The sequence below is a fragment of the Providencia rettgeri genome, assembly GCF_023205015.1.
Taxonomy (GTDB): domain Bacteria; phylum Pseudomonadota; class Gammaproteobacteria; order Enterobacterales; family Enterobacteriaceae; genus Providencia; species Providencia rettgeri_E.
In genome coordinates, this window is record NZ_CP096258.1 from 2,969,589 (window position 1) to 2,989,178 (window position 19,590).

25 protein-coding genes are annotated in these 19,590 nt (G+C 45.9%); all 25 read right to left on the reverse strand.

The annotated features are described in order from the left end of the window. Position 1: 1 nt before the first annotated feature. Positions 2-529, reverse strand: coding sequence for a phage baseplate protein (locus M0M83_RS13540; RefSeq protein WP_248466740.1), 528 nt, complete (start codon positions 527-529; stop codon positions 2-4). Beyond that, positions 526-3,036 carry a hypothetical protein gene (locus tag M0M83_RS21825; RefSeq protein WP_248466741.1) on the reverse strand — a complete coding sequence of 837 codons (2,511 nt, stop codon included), beginning with the start codon at positions 3,034-3,036 and terminating at the stop codon, positions 526-528. Before M0M83_RS21825 ends, M0M83_RS13540 begins: the two co-directional genes overlap by 4 nt. An 82-nt stretch (positions 3,037-3,118) precedes the next feature. Beyond that, positions 3,119-3,577, reverse strand: coding sequence for a hypothetical protein (locus tag M0M83_RS13550; protein ID WP_248466742.1), 459 nt, complete (start codon positions 3,575-3,577; stop codon positions 3,119-3,121). A gap of 50 nt (positions 3,578-3,627) precedes the next feature. Further along, positions 3,628-4,080: a phage tail fiber protein gene (locus M0M83_RS13555; RefSeq protein ID WP_096863412.1), complete on the reverse strand. Its 453-nt coding sequence runs from the start codon at positions 4,078-4,080 to the stop codon at positions 3,628-3,630. A gap of 9 nt (positions 4,081-4,089) precedes the next feature. Continuing rightward, positions 4,090-5,577 carry a DUF3383 domain-containing protein gene (locus tag M0M83_RS13560; protein ID WP_248466743.1) on the reverse strand — a complete coding sequence of 496 codons (1,488 nt, stop codon included), beginning with the start codon at positions 5,575-5,577 and terminating at the stop codon, positions 4,090-4,092. A 9-nt stretch (positions 5,578-5,586) separates the two neighbouring features. After that, entirely contained in the window at positions 5,587-6,102 is a 516-nt protein-coding gene (locus tag M0M83_RS13565) for a phage gateway protein (protein ID WP_248466744.1), read from the reverse strand. After that, positions 6,092-6,460 (reverse strand): phage collar protein, encoded by a 369-nt coding sequence (locus M0M83_RS13570; protein ID WP_248466745.1) that lies wholly within the window; start codon positions 6,458-6,460, stop codon positions 6,092-6,094. Before M0M83_RS13570 ends, M0M83_RS13565 begins: the two co-directional genes overlap by 11 nt. Continuing rightward, positions 6,460-6,918 (reverse strand): hypothetical protein, encoded by a 459-nt coding sequence (locus tag M0M83_RS13575; protein WP_248466746.1) that lies wholly within the window; start codon positions 6,916-6,918, stop codon positions 6,460-6,462. Before M0M83_RS13575 ends, M0M83_RS13570 begins: the two co-directional genes overlap by 1 nt. Further along, positions 6,918-7,349 carry a DUF4054 domain-containing protein gene (locus M0M83_RS13580; RefSeq protein ID WP_248468454.1) on the reverse strand — a complete coding sequence of 144 codons (432 nt, stop codon included), beginning with the start codon at positions 7,347-7,349 and terminating at the stop codon, positions 6,918-6,920. Before M0M83_RS13580 ends, M0M83_RS13575 begins: the two co-directional genes overlap by 1 nt. Positions 7,350-7,351: 2 nt before the next feature. Further along, positions 7,352-7,693, reverse strand: a complete 342-nt coding sequence (locus M0M83_RS13585) for a hypothetical protein (RefSeq protein ID WP_096863408.1) — start codon at positions 7,691-7,693, stop codon at positions 7,352-7,354. Between the two features lie 56 nt (positions 7,694-7,749). After that, entirely contained in the window at positions 7,750-8,817 is a 1,068-nt protein-coding gene (locus M0M83_RS13590; RefSeq protein WP_248466747.1) for a major capsid family protein, read from the reverse strand. After that, positions 8,817-9,314 (reverse strand): structural cement protein Gp24, encoded by a 498-nt coding sequence (locus tag M0M83_RS13595; protein ID WP_248466748.1) that lies wholly within the window; start codon positions 9,312-9,314, stop codon positions 8,817-8,819. Before M0M83_RS13595 ends, M0M83_RS13590 begins: the two co-directional genes overlap by 1 nt. Continuing rightward, positions 9,314-10,315 (reverse strand): DUF2213 domain-containing protein, encoded by a 1,002-nt coding sequence (locus M0M83_RS13600; RefSeq protein WP_248466749.1) that lies wholly within the window; start codon positions 10,313-10,315, stop codon positions 9,314-9,316. The genes M0M83_RS13595 and M0M83_RS13600 overlap by 1 nt, the downstream gene beginning before the upstream one ends. Then, on the reverse strand, positions 10,305-10,571 hold the full coding sequence (locus M0M83_RS13605; RefSeq protein ID WP_248466750.1) for a DUF2213 domain-containing protein: 267 nt from the start codon (positions 10,569-10,571) through the stop codon (positions 10,305-10,307). Before M0M83_RS13605 ends, M0M83_RS13600 begins: the two co-directional genes overlap by 11 nt. Beyond that, positions 10,568-11,296: a phage minor head protein gene (locus tag M0M83_RS21830; RefSeq protein WP_316928182.1), complete on the reverse strand. Its 729-nt coding sequence runs from the start codon at positions 11,294-11,296 to the stop codon at positions 10,568-10,570. The genes M0M83_RS13605 and M0M83_RS21830 overlap by 4 nt, the downstream gene beginning before the upstream one ends. A 37-nt stretch (positions 11,297-11,333) precedes the next feature. After that, entirely contained in the window at positions 11,334-12,836 is a 1,503-nt protein-coding gene (locus M0M83_RS13615) for a DUF1073 domain-containing protein (protein ID WP_248466752.1), read from the reverse strand. Positions 12,837-12,840: 4 nt separating this feature from the next. Beyond that, a complete protein-coding gene (gene terL / locus M0M83_RS13620) occupies positions 12,841-14,238 on the reverse strand; it encodes a phage terminase large subunit (RefSeq protein WP_248466753.1) in 1,398 nt (465 codons plus the stop codon). A 198-nt stretch (positions 14,239-14,436) separates the two neighbouring features. After that, the gene (locus M0M83_RS13625) at positions 14,437-15,456 is read right to left on the reverse strand and encodes a terminase small subunit (RefSeq protein WP_248466754.1); all 1,020 of its coding nucleotides are present in this window, start codon (positions 15,454-15,456) and stop codon (positions 14,437-14,439) included. A gap of 114 nt (positions 15,457-15,570) precedes the next feature. Continuing rightward, positions 15,571-15,810, reverse strand: coding sequence for a hypothetical protein (locus tag M0M83_RS13630; protein WP_105881062.1), 240 nt, complete (start codon positions 15,808-15,810; stop codon positions 15,571-15,573). Between the two features lie 127 nt (positions 15,811-15,937). After that, on the reverse strand, positions 15,938-16,627 hold the full coding sequence (locus M0M83_RS13635; RefSeq protein ID WP_105881063.1) for a Rha family transcriptional regulator: 690 nt from the start codon (positions 16,625-16,627) through the stop codon (positions 15,938-15,940). 421 nt (positions 16,628-17,048) lie between these two features. Further along, positions 17,049-17,498 carry a lysis protein gene (locus tag M0M83_RS13640; protein ID WP_248466755.1) on the reverse strand — a complete coding sequence of 150 codons (450 nt, stop codon included), beginning with the start codon at positions 17,496-17,498 and terminating at the stop codon, positions 17,049-17,051. 20 nt (positions 17,499-17,518) lie between these two features. Then, positions 17,519-17,692: a hypothetical protein gene (locus M0M83_RS13645; RefSeq protein WP_165568276.1), complete on the reverse strand. Its 174-nt coding sequence runs from the start codon at positions 17,690-17,692 to the stop codon at positions 17,519-17,521. Beyond that, positions 17,674-18,144 (reverse strand): lysozyme, encoded by a 471-nt coding sequence (locus M0M83_RS13650; RefSeq protein WP_131680599.1) that lies wholly within the window; start codon positions 18,142-18,144, stop codon positions 17,674-17,676. Before M0M83_RS13650 ends, M0M83_RS13645 begins: the two co-directional genes overlap by 19 nt. After that, positions 18,144-18,413, reverse strand: a complete 270-nt coding sequence (locus tag M0M83_RS13655; RefSeq protein ID WP_004912034.1) for an HP1 family phage holin — start codon at positions 18,411-18,413, stop codon at positions 18,144-18,146. The genes M0M83_RS13650 and M0M83_RS13655 overlap by 1 nt, the downstream gene beginning before the upstream one ends. 38 nt (positions 18,414-18,451) lie before the next feature. Next, on the reverse strand, positions 18,452-19,501 hold the full coding sequence (locus M0M83_RS13660) for a DNA-methyltransferase (protein ID WP_004912038.1): 1,050 nt from the start codon (positions 19,499-19,501) through the stop codon (positions 18,452-18,454). Positions 19,502-19,590: the final 89 nt, after the last annotated feature.

A 19,590-nucleotide genomic window follows, 5' to 3' on the forward strand; every position in this document is an offset into this window, starting at 1 on the left:
GTTACCACCCTAACGTAAATTCACCATCAGCAATTTTGGTTGCTGCCGATTTTTTCTTTTTGTCCGAGGTTGTTGTCGTCTGCACCTTGCCGCGATTAACCGTGCTCGACTGTTCTTTTTTCGCCACCTTACGCGGGGGTAAATCCCCGTATTCGGGCTCAACCGTTCGCCACTCTGTAAAGCGCAGTGACAATTTAATGGCATCGGCCATTTCAGGGATTTCATCGTGGTAGAGATTCACTAGCAACATCGGTTGGTAGGTTTTCACCCGCGTTTGAATGCCCACTAATTGGTGTTTATCGTAGGCTTGCTGCAGGGTTTCAAAGACGCTTTTCATTTCACCGGCTAAAATTAAATCCATGCCAATTTCAACGGGCTGAACTACCACATGGTCACTGCGTGTTTCCCCCGACTCAACGGTAAATTGTGTTGCTTTGTGTTCGTCACGGACGTTAATTTGAATCGGATTGGCCGTTTCAAATAACGTCGAAAAGTTATCGATATTGAAGATTTTCACCTCGGTGATCATTTGCTTACCCCCGAACTGGTCTGATGGGCTAAATCTTGTAGCTGGGATTGCAGCGCATCTTTCGTGCCATTCGCCATGCCTTGCGCGTCCGTCGCTTGGGTTTCCACTTTGATTTCACCAATCGACAAGTTAGTTTCATTGGTGGTACTGGATTGATTACTGATAGCTTGGCTGGTCATCGGGTTAATTGGATTAGCCGACATACCGTTAATTTGTTGGCTCAGCCCTTTCACTAACAACGCAGTATCTTCTCCAGATAACTTGGGCTGTTCGGGGATTTGGTGCTCTATCGTGCCGTCAGTCGTGATTTTGCGTTCAACCGTTTGAGTCACTTCTGCATCCTCAAAACCAAACCACCCTTTGACAGTGCTCCAGCCATTTTTAATCGCATCTAAGCCGTCATTAATCCAACCTAAATACTGTTTGATTTGCGCCCATAACCACTTGAAAATCCCTACAACGGCATCAGAAGCCACCGTAAAGACGCCTTCAAATTGCTTGCCCCAATCCGCTAAATCGCGAATAAACCCCGAGAGCCATTCCCATAACTGCTTGCCGCCATCAGCAATAAAGTTAAAAGCTGACACTGCCACATCGGCGACGACTTGAGACAAAGCAATGACAAAATCAAAGAAGGCTTTAAAGGCTTCCCACAACGCAATAATGACGGCTTTAAGTTCGGGGTATTCATCCAAAATACGCCCTATCATCGAATCATTACCGTCAATAAAATTCATGATATCGTCATAGACTAGGGCAAACGCCGCAGCCAGTAAGGCAATAACCGCGATAATCGCCAATATGGGCCATGTTGCTGCCAAGGTCGCTGCTGCCGCCGATAACATGGCAGGCACATAAAACACCGCAATAGCCGAACCTATCGCAATAAAGAACCCCACTATGAGCGACTTGTTTTCTTTGCAAAAGCTCACAAAGCGGTTAACCCACTCTAACCCTTTGGTTAAAATCGGGATCACCATTTCTAAGAAGCTGTTTTTCAGTAAGCCTGATGATTGCTTAAAGCCTTGCATGGCTTTGTTGAATTTGATGGATTGTTCAATACTCTCTTTGTTAATGCCTGAGTATTCTTTTTGAATGCCCATCATGCGCTCAAGTTCTTTGCGGCCTTTCATCATCAGTTCGACGGTTTTATCATCGGTCACGCCCAGCCCTGCAAGCGTTGCTTTGGCTTTGTCGAACTTCATCCCCTGTACTTTATCTGCAGTCTGAAGCACTTTGTCCATAGTGTTTTTCGCAAAGCCAAACGATTTGGCCATCGCCGATAAATCCGCTTGAGCCGCATCACGCGTACCGCCCAGTTCAGCCATTGAACCCGCGAAAGCGTCCACATCGGCAGTCGCCACATTGATTTTTTTACCCAGTTTATCGAGGGTCTCAATATCCGCCGAACGTGAAATTGATTCCCCCACCAAGGCAGTCGCCCCCATCAATAAGCCAACCGCCCCCAATGCCTTTTTGGCAAACGACATGACCGTATTACCAGCTTGCTGGTATTTGGTTTCGGTATTCTCAAGGGCTTTTTGCACGGATTGCTGTGCTTTAATTTCACTGGTCGCCGCTTCAATTCCTTTCACTTTCATGGTGTCCACAAGGCGAATTAACTCGCTGTAATTACCTTGCAGCGCCTGAATAATGGCGTTGGACAGTTGCTTTGCGGTGATACCTTGGTGTTCGGCTAACGTGAGGTCGGTGACACCTTGATTAAGTTGAATCACATTTTGCTGTAGTGCCTGGTAGTTTGCATCGAGCTCGCCCAAAACAACCTGAGTGGATTGCCACCCCGTTTCGGATAACTGCCGTTGTTTATCAAGATGACTAATCGAATCGGTGACAGCCCCTAACTGCGTTCTCATCTCATCCGTTTCGGCAGTCACATCACTTGCGTTAGTGACAAAATCAATCGAATGTTCAACTGATAAGCCTTGCACCGATTGCCGTAAGTCTGCCATTACACGTTCAATTTCTGCGGCGCCATCGGCCGTGGTGGTCGGGATTTTTTGCAGCTCGTTAATATACTCACTGACCGAGCCTTTTACCTGTTCTAATGCGTTTTTTTGGTCACCCACCGATAACGAGCCAAGGTCATTTTTCAGTTGGCTGATTTCAGCTTGCAGTGATTGCCCCCAATCCCCTAGCGCATCCCCCGCTGAGACCCAAGCAACGTCTGCATTTTGCCGTTGCTCATTCAATGCGCTTAATGATGAGCTAACCGCATCTAACCGAGCCACGATTTGGCTTGTCTCAGCACTGACCTCGCTGGCATTGGTGGTGAACTGAATGGCATGTTCGGTCGACAGCCCCTGCAACGATTGCCAAAGCTCTGTCATTACACTCCCGATGGTCAGTGAACTTTGTTGCGCCACCTGTTGGGTTTGTTTCATGCCATCGATAATGTCATCGGTCGAACGTTGCACCTTTTTAAATGCCCCATCCGCTTGCCTGGTATCAAACTCAAAGACCTGCACAAAGGTATCCATTAATGACATTAGCGATCCTTTGAAGCCGCAAGGGCTTCGTTATAACGGTTAGTGATGGCAATTTCCCACAGATCCATGGCTTCTTCTAAATCTATTGAGGTTTTGAGTTCTGTGAGGGTGGCGAGGCGTTCGCTGATGATGACGGCAAAGAAGCCATCAGCGTTTTTATAATCGACGGGAGTGAACCGCTTACCTTGCTGAGCAGGAAGTGGAGGAAACCTTGGCTCCCGTCGCCCCCGAAAAAACTGGTGTTATATTTCAGCATTTCCAACTCTAAGCGGATCAACGATTCACCATCAGGCACATGGTTATCAATAAGTGTTTGTGTTTTAAGGGGGATTTCTTCTCCATCAATAATAACGCATACATACGCCATCATTTTCAGCATGGCCTCTTTACTCACTTCGTAGTCACCAATTTTGGGGGCGTTAGATAACGGGTATTTGGCTAGGATTTCACGCCCAACCGTAGCCGGTAGGCGACTAATCACAAACAGCTTTTCAATGCCATCAACGTCTTTGATAGCCACTTCTTTAGGTTTTATAAGCATGGTGAACACCAATAAAAAAGGCGGGAACCCCCGCCATAAATTGAAATGAATTAACGAACGCGCGTACTGTCGAAATCCTGAAACACAAAGGTATAGGCTTTGGATTTCAAACGTCCCGCAGAGGCGGCAGAGTTGCCACGACTGCCATTGGTAATTTTGCCGTTACGCGCCGTGACCGTTGAACCATCACCGTAAGAGGCGACAAAAGTAATGATATCCCCTGCGTGTCGACGCCCTTTTTTCGCGGTATTCGCCTCGAGCAAAATAGACAAGTTTTGATCTTCTTCGCTACCGGCCAATACGTTAATCGTGACGGTTTGTGGTGTTGGTGTAGACCAACTCACCAAGTTACCGTTAATATCCATACCCGTTTGTGCAATATCGACAGCCGGTAAATCCAGTGGATCAGCATCGTCAGCAAAGGCGGTAATTAAAATCCCAGTGGGAAAGGTTTTGCTGGCTTGAATGGTAAAACTCAAGCCAGTTGCAGATACATCATGCATGTTCTACTCCTAGACTAAATTATGAGAGCCTTCGACTTTGCGAACCCAATCGCCTTTGCCATAAATCAGCGCGTATTTCATGACATATTCAGGTAAGTCACTTTCACCGGTGTTTTCAACAATCTGCGCGTTATACCAATAGCCTTTATCCTGTACGTCATACCACGCGAGGTCATCACCCGATGCATCCGCAATCGCAAGCTTTTGCACGTCGCTCAGCGTTTTACCGGCTAAAATTGTGCCGTTATTAATCGCTTTAGTAACCGCACCGGCAATCACCATTAACGCACGCGCTTCACCGTCTTTATTCGCAGGAACACCACGTGTGGCCAATAACACACTGAACCACTGTTGGGCGATATAGGCTTTTAACCATTGCTCATTGGCGTGCACACTCATATCCAATGGATTAGACGTGCCACCGCACAAGAAGCCCCGCTGATAGAAACGGATTTGTGAACCAGCTACCGCAGTTTCACCGTAATAGTTCACGCGCAGCTTATCGAAGCGGTCAGCCGCTTTATCCGTGGTCACTTGCGCAGGGAACGTCACACCTAACTGACGAAACATGTAGTTTGTCGTGGCGTTAGTGCGGTCATAATCAGTCGCCGCCATAACGGCCATGGGTAAGGTTTGAATAAAATAGTTGGTATCCGTTTTGAGGTTTAACCCCACAGAAGCGGTTCCCATCAACGCTGCGCTAAAATCTTCAACCTGCTTTTCACTCACGCTAATGTGCAACTGGTATTTGACGTTCTCACCCGACACATACTGCGCCAATGGCACTGCTTGCTCTAACGTCAGTTCATCCAAAAATGTTGCGCTGCCAAAAGAGTCTGAGACTTGCTCAGCCACAATAAACGCTTCTAGTGGCGTTTGTGCAGGGTTACCTTCAGATGCCGTACCGGAAGACAGCCCCATGGCATTCGCCAGCACCGAATATTCAACACTAATGGATGCGCGTTCTTGCACACCGCCGCTCAGCTCAAAGGCGCTATCGAGTGAATTAAACGTCAAATAGCTACTGGAAAATTGCGGTTCTCTTTCTGCATTGAGCTTTGCTTGAATGGTAGACGCAATATCCGCATAAGATTTTGCTTCCGATAAATCAATGTCTTTATAGCTTTTAGTGACGGCACCAATCGTGACTGATAGCGTCCCATCCGCAATGATTTTTAAATCCGCTAATGCGGCGGCTTTTGTCCCAAATAGCGTAGGCGCTCGGCCGACAGGTTCAAAAGACGCAATTTGCAGCTCTTTAGGCTTGCTCACGGGTGCGGGGCTGACATAGCTAAAATATTGTCGTGCAAAGTGGGCTTCGGGAGAATCAACACCCAGTAAATCATCAACCTGACCACTGGCGAACTCTAAAACTTTACCTGCAGGAATTTTGGAGTTAGTGGAAAATAAGCGACCGGTTAATTTACGCATCGGAACAGCAGATGCGCCAATAACCGCCGATGCGATATCAACGTATCGAGTTTGTTTAATTGGCATAATAAAACCTTATATGCGGTGGATATCAGGATAGAGCGCGCTTATGGCCGCTGTATCAGGGAAAAGAGAGCGTTTAAACGTCACATTAAAATCAAACGAGGGGTTTTGTTCGTAGTTGCCCTGGTCATTCACAAAGTAAGGCTGGCGAACGGATGTTGCCCGTTGTACACCAATACCTTGCTTTCTCAGTGTGGTCACAAAAGGCAGTGAATTGACAACCATTCGAGCAATGGCGGTAATATCATTAGCTGTATATGGGCCTAATTGAGTAATGAATGCCTGAACTTGGTACGTTTTCTCCGATAATTGGTTTTCTTGGTGATTGGCATTGTTGCCTTGGACATTGTAATGGCGACCTTGCCAGCCATGCCCACTTTCATTGATGGAAAAGAACATCACCATATTATCTTCACGACCTTGCTTGGTGGATTGAAAACCCGCTTTCACGGGGATATCAATACCGACTTCGGCCAGCTGCCGTAATAACTGTTTGCGAATGGCAATATCAACGTCATTATCCGTCATAGGCCCCTACCTCAATGCAAATCACCGATTTCCAGCCGTCCTGCTCATACCAATCCGCATCCCCCATCACATCGTATTTCTTGCCATTGAAAACAAGAAAATCAGGAGACGTACCGCGCTGAATGGCTTTAATGTCATGGGCTGTATAAAATCGGCGATAGATAGAGCTTGAATCAAAACCCATTGATTGTGCATCTTGGGTATCGACTGCTTGCCAACTCCCGCGAATTTCAACCGGCTCATGATATTGGTTTTGGTCGTGCCCTCGCTCATCGGGCTCACGGTTTTTAAAGCGAAACCACAGGGCTGTTTGCTGTGGAATATAGCGAGAAGCGATACGGTGTAAATTCCCGAACATTACTTATCCTCCACGGTAAAACTGACGGCTTGTAACATCTGACCTGTGTCGACTAAGGGCTTATCGGTGGATTTCCCTTTGCTGTGACGTCTTGCTCTGGCCTTTACAGTTGAATCATCCAAAGCAGGTGTGGTTACCGCTTTTACGGCCAGTTTCACATCCCCTGCCGCTTTTGCCCCCACTTGGGTTAACCCATCGGTAACGGAAATATTGCCAGCGGCCGCCACTTTGGCCACACGGAAGATTAACTGGCCATACTCTGCTTTTTTATCACTCATCGTCGGGCGTAAAAAAGGGCGCGGAGGAATGCCACCCGCGGGGTAACCCAACTCTTGAATGGCTGCGATATAGGCAATGGGCGTGCCATCGGGATACTTCGAGTGTTCAAAGAAACCCACTTTCAGTTGTTTCTTGGCTAACTCATCGTAAACCGCTTTTAACTGCGCTAATTTCGTCATTAACGTAATCGCCCCCCGCGCGTAAATCGCCCACCCACACCGCGAAAAGCTGAACGTTCACCTGCACCACCAATATATTGCGGTACGCTACAGCGCTTTATCAGTGCTAAGAACTGTTGGCCGTAGGTCGTCATTTTGAACCAGTGTGACCAATCAGAACCCGCAGGGGGCGCAGAGAATGACACGCTGATTTTGTCCATGGTGACGCTGGTGACAACACCGGTTGGCGCGGCGCCCTCTGCAATTTGTTGATTTAAGTCCAACATGTGGGCGACAACCAGCATCCACAATTCATTGGTACAAACACCACGACAAGGGGAAAAATAGTTCAGCGCGGATTGGGCAATAATATAAATATCATCATCAGGCACCCCGCTGAACTGTGGACGGAGCACACGAAATGATTGAAGAGGAAATGTGCTCGCCTCCATCATTATTTACCCTTTTTGTTAGTTTTCGGGACTTCCTGTTTAGCCGCTTCCAAAGATTCCACGGTATCCGGCGCTGACTTATCGCTGGCTTCCATATTGGTGGCCACTTTTTCAGGGTCTTCTTTGCGGTTTTCAACGCTAATAAACCCGTTTTCTTTATGCAGTTGAAAAACATGGTTATCTTTAAGCTGGGCATATTGTTCGTCACTGATTTCCGTGACACGCCCACGCGGGGTATACATGTGCTTAGTCATAATGTTGGCTTGACCCGCAATAAACACTTTCCCATCGGTGACCGAATAGTTTTGGTCATTGGATAACGTGCAATAGACATAGAGAGACATGGCTTGCTCCATTAAAAAAGCCCTCATTTGAGGGCGTAAAAAAGGAAGTGGTCTAGTTAAATGCCGGTTAGGCGAGTAATGGCCCAAGGTCGTGTGACAAAGACACCCGCTGTCGCGTTGGTCGCATCCTCTAAATACCCTTTGATTTGTGCTTGTGAGCCCAATAATTGGTACTTAACGGGCACCACTTGTAAGATAGTCGCGCTGGTTGCAGTTGAGCCATCATCAATGGTATCCGCGAACATATACGCCACATCCGCACCACCATTTGCCCCGACAAATTCAGGTGAGAACACAAAGCGCAGGTTTGGATAGTTCTCTTTCACCCATTGATACACCGTTTCACCACGCGCCACAGGGTTAGCGACATTTAACGTTGAACGGTAGCCTAACGGTAACGTCAATGTGATCGCGATATCGTCTTTGATAATCCCACCTGAACTCATTTCAATGCGTGAGAACATATCGGTAATATCTTGGGTGATATCGGCAAACGTGCCGCCCTTCCATTTTTTCGATGCGGTTTCATAAGCCGGTAGATTCGGTTCATTCATCAAGCCAAATACTCGTGTTTCAGGGCTATTAAACCCATAGTAACCAATCCGCTCACGTCCTTGTTCTAAAGATTCAGTCGCTGAATTACGTTTTTCCGCAGCGGCTTCAAACCCAGCTGCAGATTGGCGCGCTTCCTCTAACTTACCGACTTGAAAACCTTGTTCGAAACGCACGATACCGCGGCGTTCTTGGTCTTGAATGTAAGACGCTAACGGCACGTTGGTATGGTCGCCGTAAAGTTCAGCCTTACCGGTTGGTGTTGCCACGTTCAGAATGATTTCCTCATCGTGCCATTCACCCGCATTCAATACACCGGTGATTTCATCCAACACACGAACACGGGTTGCGGTGCGAATGAGACCAGGAAGAACGTGTTGCAACATTTCACGCTGAATTAACCCACCTTGCATGGCTGCGCCGCTAATCGCGGAGTCCATAGCTGCTAATCCACCAAAACCAATTTGATCTAATTCTTGGTATGTCCACTTCTGAGCGGGGTTGATATTAAGCTGTCCTTTTTTGCGAATATCACGACCGGACATATAAAACTTTTGTTTACTGACTGGCATTATTCACCTTCCTTTACTGCCACTGGGTATGGGATTTCCGTTAAGCGAATAACGCTCAAGTGGGCTGATTCGCTGGATTCAACGTGACGACTAACAAAACCAATCACGCGGTCGCCAGCTGCAGGTACGGTTTTAGAGGATAAAGAACCGTCCTTTTCATCAAACACCACTGGGACATTGATTTTGCCTACCCCTTCTTCAAGTTCGACGTACACTTCGCCCATTGTCAAAAACTCACCTTGGGTACCGTTACGCGCATAACCCACTTCAATACGATACGCTTTCGGGTTAATCATGATCCCCGCAAACGCCCCCTTACCACCCACTTGGACAGATTCAACAGAATCATCTTTGTAGGTGTAGGCACGACCGAAGATATTTTGTTTTTCATCTGCTGAGCTGAGAATGGCAGCAACGGCACGGATAGGCCCTGCATGACTGATTTCACCCACGACACCAGATGTTAAGCCATGCGCCACTGATTTAGGAATTGCCATTATTTCGCTCCCCATTTGTCCATAATTGATTTATTGCTAACCGCAGAGTCCATCGTCACTGTGGCTTTCTGAGAATCCGGCACGCGCCCTTGCATCCACGCATCGAGCGCAATAGCTTCATTACCCTTGCCGCATTGAATGCCGAGCTTATCAACGCCATACTCCGCCACTTGCTGCTTAGTCATGGCAGCATGATCGAACACGCCAAGGAACGGGGTTAGCTTATGCGCTAATGAATCCCGCTCACCGATTTGTTTTAACAGCACCCCAGTATCCATCGTGGGTTTCGATGCTTCTAAACGCTTAATTTTGCGTTTTAAAGAGGCTATCTCATCCATTGTGCCGATACCGTTTTTTAAACGTTTGAGCCGGCGATTTAAGCTGTCAGTTGTCGCTTGGTCGAGATGCTCTTTCGCTTCTTCAATCGCTTCAACCGCGGTTTCAATAGCAACCTCTGCCGCTTCTACGGCTTCAGGTGTACCGGTTGTGGCTTCTTCCGCTGCAACTTCGGCGGCTGCCACGGCTTCTTCCGCTTTTTGTTCTTCCTCAGGATCAGCGTCAGTGGATTTCTTTTCTTCTTCCATATTTTCATCGGTTGAAGGCTTAGTTTGTGCAATCACCTCTGCAATAATGCTTTTCAGCGCAGTGACTTGCTCCGCTGTAAACGCACCTTCATCAGCGGTTTGCTTCTCTTTGTTTTCTTCTTCGTTCATGCGAATAAGTTCCTTTGTGTCGATAGTGATAACGAGGTGATCTTGCACAGCGACGTCAGGGCCGGTGCGCCCTTCATCCACTAATGCGAGGTGATTTCCACGTAAGTGACGCTGAATGACGTCATAGTGTTGGCCTTCATAAATGCCAGAGGTGAATTCATATTTACTGCGATAACCCGGTGAAAGGTCGATTTTGCCGCTGTCGATATTACTAAGCGCCACATCAGAAAAGATTTTGATATTGGCTCTAAGATACGGTGGGTCAAAATAAACATTCTCACCAATCACCCCCTTGAATGCCTTTTTTCTCCGCTGGGGTCGCGTGCTTACCTAACATTTCATGTTCAATAATGAACGGGGTGAGTTTGAAAGAGTTAATTGTCGCTTCGCTGGCCAGTTCTTCCGGTGGCCGCAATACGCGATAGATTTTATCGGGTACTGGCGCACCAATTTCTGCCCCCAAATAATCAAAAACCCCAACTTTAGAGATGGGGTTATCTGTCACTTCGAGCCAGCCGTTATTGTCATAGGTTCGTTTTGTCATGTCTCCTCGCCGCTTTCTCCCCCACTAAAATCGATTACAGGCGTCCAAAAGCATTTGCAGTTAGGTAATTGACCAGGCAATCCACGCTCGCCCGTTTTTGGGTCAATGATGGGTGGGTTATCTAAATCAAAGACTTCACCATCTAGCTGTAGATGCCACTCTCTAGGTTCAGCGCTGCCACCAGAGTGATGCCAAATAGCCTTGCGTATCCCCGCTGATTTCATGCGTTCATAGTTTGCCGCAGTCGTGATTTTTCGTGTTTGGTCAACGGCGATAAAATTCGCTCGGCTCTCTGTCACACTGCCTGTGTGCCTGATTTCATCTAATAAGGTTTTCGCACCCTCACCGCCTTGTGAGATAGAGCGCAGGGCGGCACTTTCGATACGTTGATGAAATTGGCTAGGAATGGATTTAATCAGGGAAACATTTTCAGCCGTGGCGGCTATCATTTTGTCTTTTAACGCTTCTGGCATTGCAGGGGTTTTGATTGTGATACCGCCAGAGAGCTGTTTAAGGGAATCGTCTAAATTACGTTGTGCGCCAATATCCACTTGGGAAACAAACTTATCGACCATGGCGCTAGACTGCGTATTAAAGATTTTATCCCACTTGCGTTTTAACCGGTTGAGCCAAATACGCGTTTGACTCGCGATACTGGCATCCATCGTGGCGCCGTCAAAATCCTCCTTCAATTCACTAAATACGTTTTCATAGTCTTTAATCATCGAACGGATTAACCGTGACATGTCACGTTGATAACGACTAGATGGCGCTGCTGAATACTGCAGGGGCTTGCCCTTCAATACCGCTTGGCGGGAGGTTGCCCACTTCGCCTTTTTCGTTCGGACTCGTATTCGTCTCGACATAGTCACTCTCATTCACATCAATGCCGTAATAGCTCGACTCTTTATCTGCAGCCAGTTTTTTACGGATATCCAGCCCATCAATTGCGCCCGTAGCCGCTAGAGCCGCATCCGTCTGAGCAGATTTCAACTCAATATCGGCACTCTCTGCCGCCGTTGGGCTGTCGAGTGGCGCCCACGTAACCGATATTTCAGTCAGCGGTAATTCTTCGCTACGCATCAACATGTCGTAATGACGCTGCAAAAGCTCTTCTAAGTCGTTTGATTGGACGCTTTCTAGCTCTTCACGGTAGTTCGACTCTTCATACTCACCCGTCGCATTAAAGCCTTTTGGCGTGGTACCGAGTAACTTAGTGGCGGGTACGTTTGCTGCCGCAGCCACCAGCTGGTATTGCGTCATAATGGTGGCGTCTAAATCCGCTAGCGAGGTGTCGAACTGCTGTGCAACATCCTCTTTCCCCATTACCTGCACGCCATAGTTATCGCGCATTTCCATAAAATAAAGCATGTTTTCCTGAATGGTGTTCTTATCTGCACCTTCAGGGTCTGCCATACCGATAGTCAATAACCGTTTGGTCATCGCCAGTTGTGGCGCTTCATTGGCTGTCCGTTCTGACGCATAGACCCGCTCATAAATACGCTCTGGCACAGATACGCCAAAGTAGTTATAAAGTGGCTTAAGTACATTAGGTACAGGGAACGGCACAAACTTAATAAAGTGCGATTTATGGTATTTGCGACCGCCAATCACATAATACGTAGGGTCGTAAAAATCCATGCTGGCAGGGTCTTGAATGTTGGAGTCGGTTAAATCAGGCGTTACCCATTGTGGGTCAATTTGCTTGATCCCCTTGTACATTCCCTTGGTCACACCATCGAGATTGAACGGATTTTCATACCACTCTTTCGGGTTTGAAGTTTCCACCACAAACAATGCTAATCGACCGCCATACACACGCCCGAAGTGAATAAGCTCTTTCAAGTGATGTTGTATACTGTACTTTTTATCCCGTTTACGTAGCTTTTTACTGATAGCGCGGTCATCGTCATTATCGCAATCAATATCATATCCTTGGCGAATGGCATCACGAGCTGGCATATTACAGGCCTTATCCACCAGCCAATGTTTCGCAATGATGGCGCACATATTGTTGCCAATAAACATTTGCGAGGCATACCAAGCCGCTTGTGATTCAGGCACGCCATAGACTTGCTCGCCTTTGAATGAAGGAACAGAAGTATCAATACTGTCCATCCCTATACCTTTAATCATCGGCTGCGGTAATGCTAACCCGTTAAACCCCTTCTCTTTTGCTAATGCAGGGTACAAATCTGTGGTAAACGCTGACCGCTTCGGCGGTGCAATCTGCTCTGCAATTTTTCGCCTTTTAAACGGCCACATAGAATTACCTCTTGGTTGTAAAGAAACCGCCTTTTTTCTTTTGGTATAAATCACGCAGCGCCTGCGTCATCGCATCCACCGTATCGTCATGGCCAGCGAATGGGAACGTGGTGATTTCCTCCACGGTTTCCACTATCCACGGTGCAATGTCTTTGTGCGGTAGCCACACGTTGCCCGCCTCCCATTCAGCGGTGCAGGCGTGAGCGCGTGCAATTTTGCTGCCGTCTGGCTCAACAGGAATTAAGCCTGACACGGTAGATTTCAACGAATCAATTACCGCTGGGCCATTGGCTTTGTCCTCCACCAGCTTACGCCGCCCTTCTGGGAATTTTTCCGCGAGCAGCTTCACCGCATCCTTAGTTTGGGTGAAGCTCATACGTTTTCGAATTTGATAGAGCAAATAGGCATTGGCATCTTTCTTACCCCAAACCTGCCCTACTACATAGTCGGTACCGTCGCTGTCTTTAAAGGTCATATCCCAACTATGAATAACCTTATCGAATTTATCAGGTAGGTCTTTAGGTAAGTAATAACGAACAAACTCTTCATGGAAGATTTGACCATCACCCGGTTTCGGTGATTGTTGATACATGGCAGACCAGAAGTAATCACCCAGTATTGCTTTGGTTTCCAACAGCTTATCGATGGGATGAAGTTCAGGTACCAACGCTTCTCCTTGCTCATTAATGGCAGGGAATGCGAGCACCTTGGTTTCAGGGGCTTTTTCTTTTAATTGGCCAGATAAATCATCGGTCGCCCACCGCGTGGCCATGATGATTTCGCCGCTGTTTTTTGATAAGCGAGTTTTAAAGGTCGAAACGTACCAGTTCCATATCGATTTTTTAACCGTCGGGCTAAGTGCTTCTTTCGCGTTCTTTATCGGGTCATCGATAATACCGAGATCAACTTTTTTACCTGTTAATGGTCCACCAACACCAGCGCAAACATAACTGCCTTTATGGTTAGCTATACCAAACTCGTCAGAGTTACGCTTAACAGCTATGCCATTTTCAGGTTTATTGCCTAACCAGCTCTTAGGAAATAACGCACGATATTCAACCGACATCATAATTTGCTGAACATCAGTGTTCATATCACCGGCTAAATCAGACGAATACGACAACGCCCCAACACGCATGTTAGGGTACTTTCCAAAGAAGTAGGCTGGAAGATAACGTGAAACAATATCGGACTTACCATGCTGTGGAGGTGCGCCCAATATTAACTTAGGGCGCTTGCCATCCATCATGTCTAACAAAAACTGATCTAGCGCATCGCACACCGTTTGAGAGAAATGGCTCGTGATGTATTCAGGGTTTATATACTGAATGAATTCATGCAAACTACGGCGCGCTATCTCCCTTTCGATCTCTTCATCAAATAAGTTGAAATCGATATCCATAGCTACACCTAAAATGTAAGAAATAGCCCTTTCACCTCAAAATGACAGTGAAACGGAAAATGAGTTTTTGATAACAAATTAGCAACAAATAAAAAGCCCAAATTCAAAGAGAAGATTTAGGCTTTTATCGGTTTAGGGTGACATTTTAATTGAGTTGAAAAGTCGCAGGGCATGTAAGAACCATTATGTTAAATTAAATCAACTTTTCGATTTTTTTCTCAACTGCATGAGTTGCTCAAAACTTAAGTGGCTTAGGTCGATTCCTGTTGATTGAATAGGACCACCATCTGCACCGGTTACTTCGGTTCGGGTTTTCACCATCCCTAAATGTTGGGCAACCATCTTAAGGGCATCATCTTGATTACGAGTAATCACCTCGACGCCAAACTTGCCCTCTTTCACACCCGCAAATAAACGACGAGCTGCGCCGGTTAAATCACGTGTATCGTGAAAATGCGCACGGCCAATACCAGTGCCATTACATCGAGGACAATCGGGGTTAGGGTCAAGTGTATCATCGTAACCGTAGCCTCCCACATCTTGCGGAGGTGGTTTACTTGCCGCCGTGGCTTTTTTCACAGCATCTTCATATTCGACCGCATCACGCCACTGATAATTGAAACCAAAGCCCCAGCAATGACGGCAACACAATCGACGATATTCAGTCAGCTCGTTAACGTCTGCAGTCGCAATATCCCACCACATTTTTAATACGGCATCTTGGGTTATTTGCGTTCTGCGTTCCCTATCTGCCAACGCGTCTGTAATTGCTCGATTGACCTTAGCATTTCTGTACATCCTACTGGCGCCAACATAAGCAGTATTGCCTTCACCATTTCCACCTGCTCGCTTATACGCTGCCGTCCTGTTTAAATCGACAAGATACTCATTGACGAATCTGAACTGCATATCGTTAAGCCCGTAGTTGCGCAGGTTAAACGCACTTTCATCATCGTGCGCACTATCTTGTTCACTACTCTGCGCAGTTGGTATATCACTATCGTGTATTGGCTCTTTTGCGCATTCTTTTTCGTGCGCAGTGCGCAATTTCTTTTGCGCAGTTTTTTGCGCAGATTGCGCGGCTGGCTTCTTAATATATCGTCGTGCAGTTGCGTAATTAAGTCCCTGGTCTTCACACCACTCTTTAGGGGATATTCCTGATATAGCATGTTCGGTGAGGAACTGTTGCTGTAGCGTCCCCCAATCCAGTTTAGCCATCGTCTTTATCTCCTTAGCCCATTAGAAAGTCTACTTGTAGGAATAAACTTTCTGATTAGCTATTTCCCTCAATAAAAAACCCGCACTTGGCGGGTCATTGTGAGTTCTTGTTATTTATTTAATGTCTAGCGGCATATCGCACATTGATTTAGGGATTTCCCTTTCACCATACTCTTCGGCTATTGCCATTATTTCTCTGTATGGTCTTGCGAATGGGCCAACTACAACAGTAATGTTCTGCCCCTCAGCTTCCTCTGGGGTTAGCTTCATTGTTTCTACTGTCATTACCAGTGCGACTTTCAATGCAGCGCCAGTCCAAGGTAAGTGCTTAATTAAATCGTCTGGCTCATTCATCACTTATACCTCATTTGTTGGGTTAATTAGCACTATTACATCATAAAAAAGGCCGCTGAGCGACCTATTCAGTAGATGCAACTTTTAGTGCATCGGTAATTTATTGATTTACAAACAAAGCGCAATTTTACGCCGCCAACCTATGCATTTCTTCTAGTAATGGCTGCTTGTGATTTTTATTGAACAGGCCTTTCAGCGCTTCTTTTCGTTGCTCAAAATCCCAACCCATCGAAATGAATACTGTATTAGCTCTTTGCAACTCAGTTATTGTATGGATTTGCTGGTGTGAAAGATAGTCACGAATTGGGTCGGTTTTGCCGATGTCATTATCTTTTCTGAATTTTGCAGACGACACGCCAAGAACAATGCGATTGATTAAGTCAGCCTCGTTACTAAAATGATAATGCGCTGGTTCTTTACCTTCTTGAATCTTGCTTTCTTTCACAGCATCGGTCATTGGTTTATATTCCATTCGAGCAATACTGCGCTCTATTTGAACTTTAGCCTCTCTCGCTGCTTTTTCACGGAACTGAATAAAACTATCAACTAATCTGACTTGACCATCTCGGGCCTTTTCCCCGCCAATGAATGGCATCACTATCAGAAATCCTCGCTCTGTTAGCTCATAGCATGGCAATTCTTTTTTCTGCTTAGTGATGTATGACGAGGGCTTGAAATCAAGCTCTCCTAAATGGCCACTATCAATTAGACTTCTAACATCCTGTAATACGTTCTTATGCTGCCTACCAAACTCACTAGCAATAATATCGGTTGTAACAACAGGCTGACCGTTAGCTTTTTTAATTAAATGTTTCATGGTTAGTTCCTTTTAGAGATAAACCTTGCGCTCAGGAGTAACCAGCCCAAAGAGGGTTAACCAAACCACTACTGGTTATCCTCAAGGCTTATCCTGAAAGGTTCTTTGGTGTGTTCGTGCCGAGCGTGGCACAGGGTGAAATGCGTAGTCGCTTACGGCTTACCCGTCAGCAAGATAGAGACCACCTCACTTAATTGCGAAGAAGCCATTAAAAAGCCCCTGATTTCTCAGAGGCTCATTATTCGCTTGCATATTTTGAATACGTTAACTATATTTAATATGATATTCATTTGTTCAACAGATGTGCTTAGCCTACCCTGTGTGGGCTTTTTTTATTTCATCACCTGTCGTTGTTGTTCAATTTCCCGTATTGCTTTCTTGGCTATCTCTAAATAGGCATCTTTAATCAACTCAGAGTAAGTCACTGTGAACACTCCGTTCTAATATAATCTTGCAGCCCTAATACCATTCGTGTTAATTTTACAATTCGCTCTCTGAGTAACCAATAATTTCGGATAGCGGAGTCAGTAGGTCTGGCGGAGATTGCATCATCCATGCCGGAGGGGGTAAGGCTTTCGGCTTTTTTACAACTGGCTTTGATGTACACCCGTTCAGGATTACGCTCAGCAGCAATACGCAGCTTATCAATTTCAATCTTTGCATTAGCTAATTCCTGAGTATGTTTAGTATCGAGTTGATGAAAGGATTGGATACGTTCTTGGTAATCTTCATTAATTTTGACTTGCTCTGTAAGCTCAACGAGTAGTTCGGCATTCTTGGTGTTTAGCTCACCTATCCTTTCGTGTTGTATCCACATTCCCCATATGGCTACCCATGCTGCGATAAATAACAATGCTCTAACTTTATTCATGCCGGTTACCATAGAGAAGATTAAAAATTAACTTGCCGACCTTTATAGTGATCGATAGCTTTCTGGCAGCGTTTTTCTAAACTGACCTTATCTATGCCGCATGTGTTATCTGTCATACGGTAAGCACCAAAAGCAATAATTGATATCGCGAGTAGCATAAAGCAAATTACAGCTACTATAGGTTTCCATGACATATAGCAGCCTCCGCTTCTCGACGGTTTACAAGTCCACGCCATACCTTACCACCAGCATAAACCCACTTTTTAAGCTCTTCACAAGCGCCATATTGATCACCCGCATTTAACTTTTTAAGCAGGGTGGACTTAGCGAACGCGCCAGTACCAACATTGAATGCAAATGAATACAGCGCGGCTTTTGTGTGTTCGTTGACAGGAACTTTAACCAGACGATCGACCTGCAGTTTAGTTCTCATAAAATCCAGTTCTAACAGCTCGTTGCATTCTTCTTTTGAATAAACTTTGTTGGGAACAATGTCCTTTCCCGTATGCCCATAGCAAACTGTTAAAACCCCACCCACATCTTCATACGGCTCATACCTAACACCTTCAAAATACGCAATCACCGTTAAAGCGATAGCCGAAGCCCCTGCACCAACAAGCACAGTTAATTTTTGTTTGAGTGACATTAGATATCCTTAGGTGCTTTCGCCATAAGTTCGGCGGCTTTTCGTGCAGTAGCTGAGGGGTTTTGTGGGTCAGTCTTGTTAACCAGATCTTCAAATAAACGAGTTCGCTTTCGCTGCTCTCGTCTGTTCATGAAGAAAGTCGCTAGACCTAGGATAATGCTAAATGCCATCCCGATAATGAAGCCCCATTCATAAAGCGATAAGCTCGCGAAAAATGCTGTAAGCCCAGCACTACCGTAGGCTGCGTTGCTATATTTATCCATACGCATAAATTCACCCCCTACGGAGTGCCCGAGTTAATTGAAAATTAGAAATTGGAGGTTTTACTTATCTCCGCTTTGGTTTGCTCAAATCTGTCGGCTTCTAGTTCAACACCTATAACTCGACGATTAAGTTTTAATGCTGCTTTTATTGTTGCACCTGAGCCCATAAAGAAATCGGCTACAACATCACCTTCACGGCTACTACTATTGATAATGTGTTCCATCATCGCTGAAGGTTTTTCGCAAGGGTGTTTGCCCGGGTAATATTGCACAGGCGGATATGTCCACACATCTGTATAAGGAACATCAACAGTAACCGAGAAAGTACGGCGTAACAGTTGATACTGCTCAGCAAGCTCTCTATATTCGCGGTTAAGTGTTACTTGAGTTTCTGCTAAATCTGAATGACTTCGATTTAACGGGTTTTCACTGTGTTTTTCACTTGCTACATGGTGAAATAATTCTTGTAGCTTTTGGTAATCAGACTCATTAGGCAATTGCCATTGGCTGTAGCTGAACCAATGAGACGCCATTTGCTTACCTGTTGCTTGCTTTATTTCTTTTGCTGTTATCCCTAACGATTCACGCGACTGCTTGAAATACTCAATCAAAGGCTTGAGCACATTTTCTTTTAGCTGCTTACATTGCTGTAAATAATCACTACTTTTACCTTTGTATGGGCTTTGATAATGTTCAGCGAAAAGAATTCTTTCAGTACTTGGAAAGAAACTGCGTAGGTCAGCTTTACATGCTCTACGCCACGGCCCTGACGGTTTTGCCCAGATGATATGATTCAGGACGTTAAAGCGTTCTCTCAATAACAACTCAGTATCTGCGGCGAGTTTTGAACCGCAGAACATATATAAGCTGCCATTGGGCTTCAGAACACGCCAAAACTCCGCAAGCATTTCATCAAGCCATAATAGATAAGACGTGACATTTTCCCACTGATTATCCCAACTGCACGGCTTTACTTGAAAGTATGGCGGGTCAGTTGCGATTAAATCGATACAGTTGTCTGGAAGTGTTTTTATGTAGCTGAGTGAGTCATCATTAACTAAATTGACACTGTTTAAATTCACAGTATTTTTCATAGATCAGGGAAACCTTTTTTGATAAGCTTCACCATGCTTTGTGCACATAAGCGGTGGGCTTTAGTTTGTCCGTGATCTCGCGGAACGGG

What these genes read in the sequence shown, in the direction of transcription:
- M0M83_RS13540 (WP_248466740.1), bottom strand. Translation starts at nt 529, where the DNA reads ATGATCACCGAGGTGAAAATCTTCAATATCGATAACTTTTCGACGTTA.
- M0M83_RS21825 (WP_248466741.1), bottom strand. Translation starts at nt 3,036, where the DNA reads ATGTCATTAATGGATACCTTTGTGCAGGTCTTTGAGTTTGATACCAGG.
- M0M83_RS13550 (WP_248466742.1), bottom strand. Translation starts at nt 3,577, where the DNA reads ATGCTTATAAAACCTAAAGAAGTGGCTATCAAAGACGTTGATGGCATT.
- M0M83_RS13555 (WP_096863412.1), bottom strand. Translation starts at nt 4,080, where the DNA reads ATGCATGATGTATCTGCAACTGGCTTGAGTTTTACCATTCAAGCCAGC.
- M0M83_RS13560 (WP_248466743.1), bottom strand. Translation starts at nt 5,577, where the DNA reads ATGCCAATTAAACAAACTCGATACGTTGATATCGCATCGGCGGTTATT.
- M0M83_RS13565 (WP_248466744.1), bottom strand. Translation starts at nt 6,102, where the DNA reads ATGACGGATAATGACGTTGATATTGCCATTCGCAAACAGTTATTACGG.
- M0M83_RS13570 (WP_248466745.1), bottom strand. Translation starts at nt 6,460, where the DNA reads ATGTTCGGGAATTTACACCGTATCGCTTCTCGCTATATTCCACAGCAA.
- M0M83_RS13575 (WP_248466746.1), bottom strand. Translation starts at nt 6,918, where the DNA reads ATGACGAAATTAGCGCAGTTAAAAGCGGTTTACGATGAGTTAGCCAAG.
- M0M83_RS13580 (WP_248468454.1), bottom strand. Translation starts at nt 7,349, where the DNA reads ATGGAGGCGAGCACATTTCCTCTTCAATCATTTCGTGTGCTCCGTCCA.
- M0M83_RS13585 (WP_096863408.1), bottom strand. Translation starts at nt 7,693, where the DNA reads ATGTCTCTCTATGTCTATTGCACGTTATCCAATGACCAAAACTATTCG.
- M0M83_RS13590 (WP_248466747.1), bottom strand. Translation starts at nt 8,817, where the DNA reads ATGCCAGTCAGTAAACAAAAGTTTTATATGTCCGGTCGTGATATTCGC.
- M0M83_RS13595 (WP_248466748.1), bottom strand. Translation starts at nt 9,314, where the DNA reads ATGGCAATTCCTAAATCAGTGGCGCATGGCTTAACATCTGGTGTCGTG.
- M0M83_RS13605 (WP_248466750.1), bottom strand. Translation starts at nt 10,571, where the DNA reads ATGACAAAACGAACCTATGACAATAACGGCTGGCTCGAAGTGACAGAT.
- M0M83_RS21830 (WP_316928182.1), bottom strand. Translation starts at nt 11,296, where the DNA reads ATGATTAAAGACTATGAAAACGTATTTAGTGAATTGAAGGAGGATTTT.
- M0M83_RS13615 (WP_248466752.1), bottom strand. Translation starts at nt 12,836, where the DNA reads ATGTGGCCGTTTAAAAGGCGAAAAATTGCAGAGCAGATTGCACCGCCG.
- terL (WP_248466753.1), bottom strand. Translation starts at nt 14,238, where the DNA reads ATGGATATCGATTTCAACTTATTTGATGAAGAGATCGAAAGGGAGATA.
- M0M83_RS13625 (WP_248466754.1), bottom strand. Translation starts at nt 15,456, where the DNA reads ATGGCTAAACTGGATTGGGGGACGCTACAGCAACAGTTCCTCACCGAA.
- M0M83_RS13630 (WP_105881062.1), bottom strand. Translation starts at nt 15,810, where the DNA reads ATGAATGAGCCAGACGATTTAATTAAGCACTTACCTTGGACTGGCGCT.
- M0M83_RS13635 (WP_105881063.1), bottom strand. Translation starts at nt 16,627, where the DNA reads ATGAAACATTTAATTAAAAAAGCTAACGGTCAGCCTGTTGTTACAACC.
- M0M83_RS13640 (WP_248466755.1), bottom strand. Translation starts at nt 17,498, where the DNA reads ATGAATAAAGTTAGAGCATTGTTATTTATCGCAGCATGGGTAGCCATA.
- M0M83_RS13645 (WP_165568276.1), bottom strand. Translation starts at nt 17,692, where the DNA reads ATGTCATGGAAACCTATAGTAGCTGTAATTTGCTTTATGCTACTCGCG.
- M0M83_RS13650 (WP_131680599.1), bottom strand. Translation starts at nt 18,144, where the DNA reads ATGTCACTCAAACAAAAATTAACTGTGCTTGTTGGTGCAGGGGCTTCG.
- M0M83_RS13655 (WP_004912034.1), bottom strand. Translation starts at nt 18,413, where the DNA reads ATGCGTATGGATAAATATAGCAACGCAGCCTACGGTAGTGCTGGGCTT.
- M0M83_RS13660 (WP_004912038.1), bottom strand. Translation starts at nt 19,501, where the DNA reads ATGAAAAATACTGTGAATTTAAACAGTGTCAATTTAGTTAATGATGAC.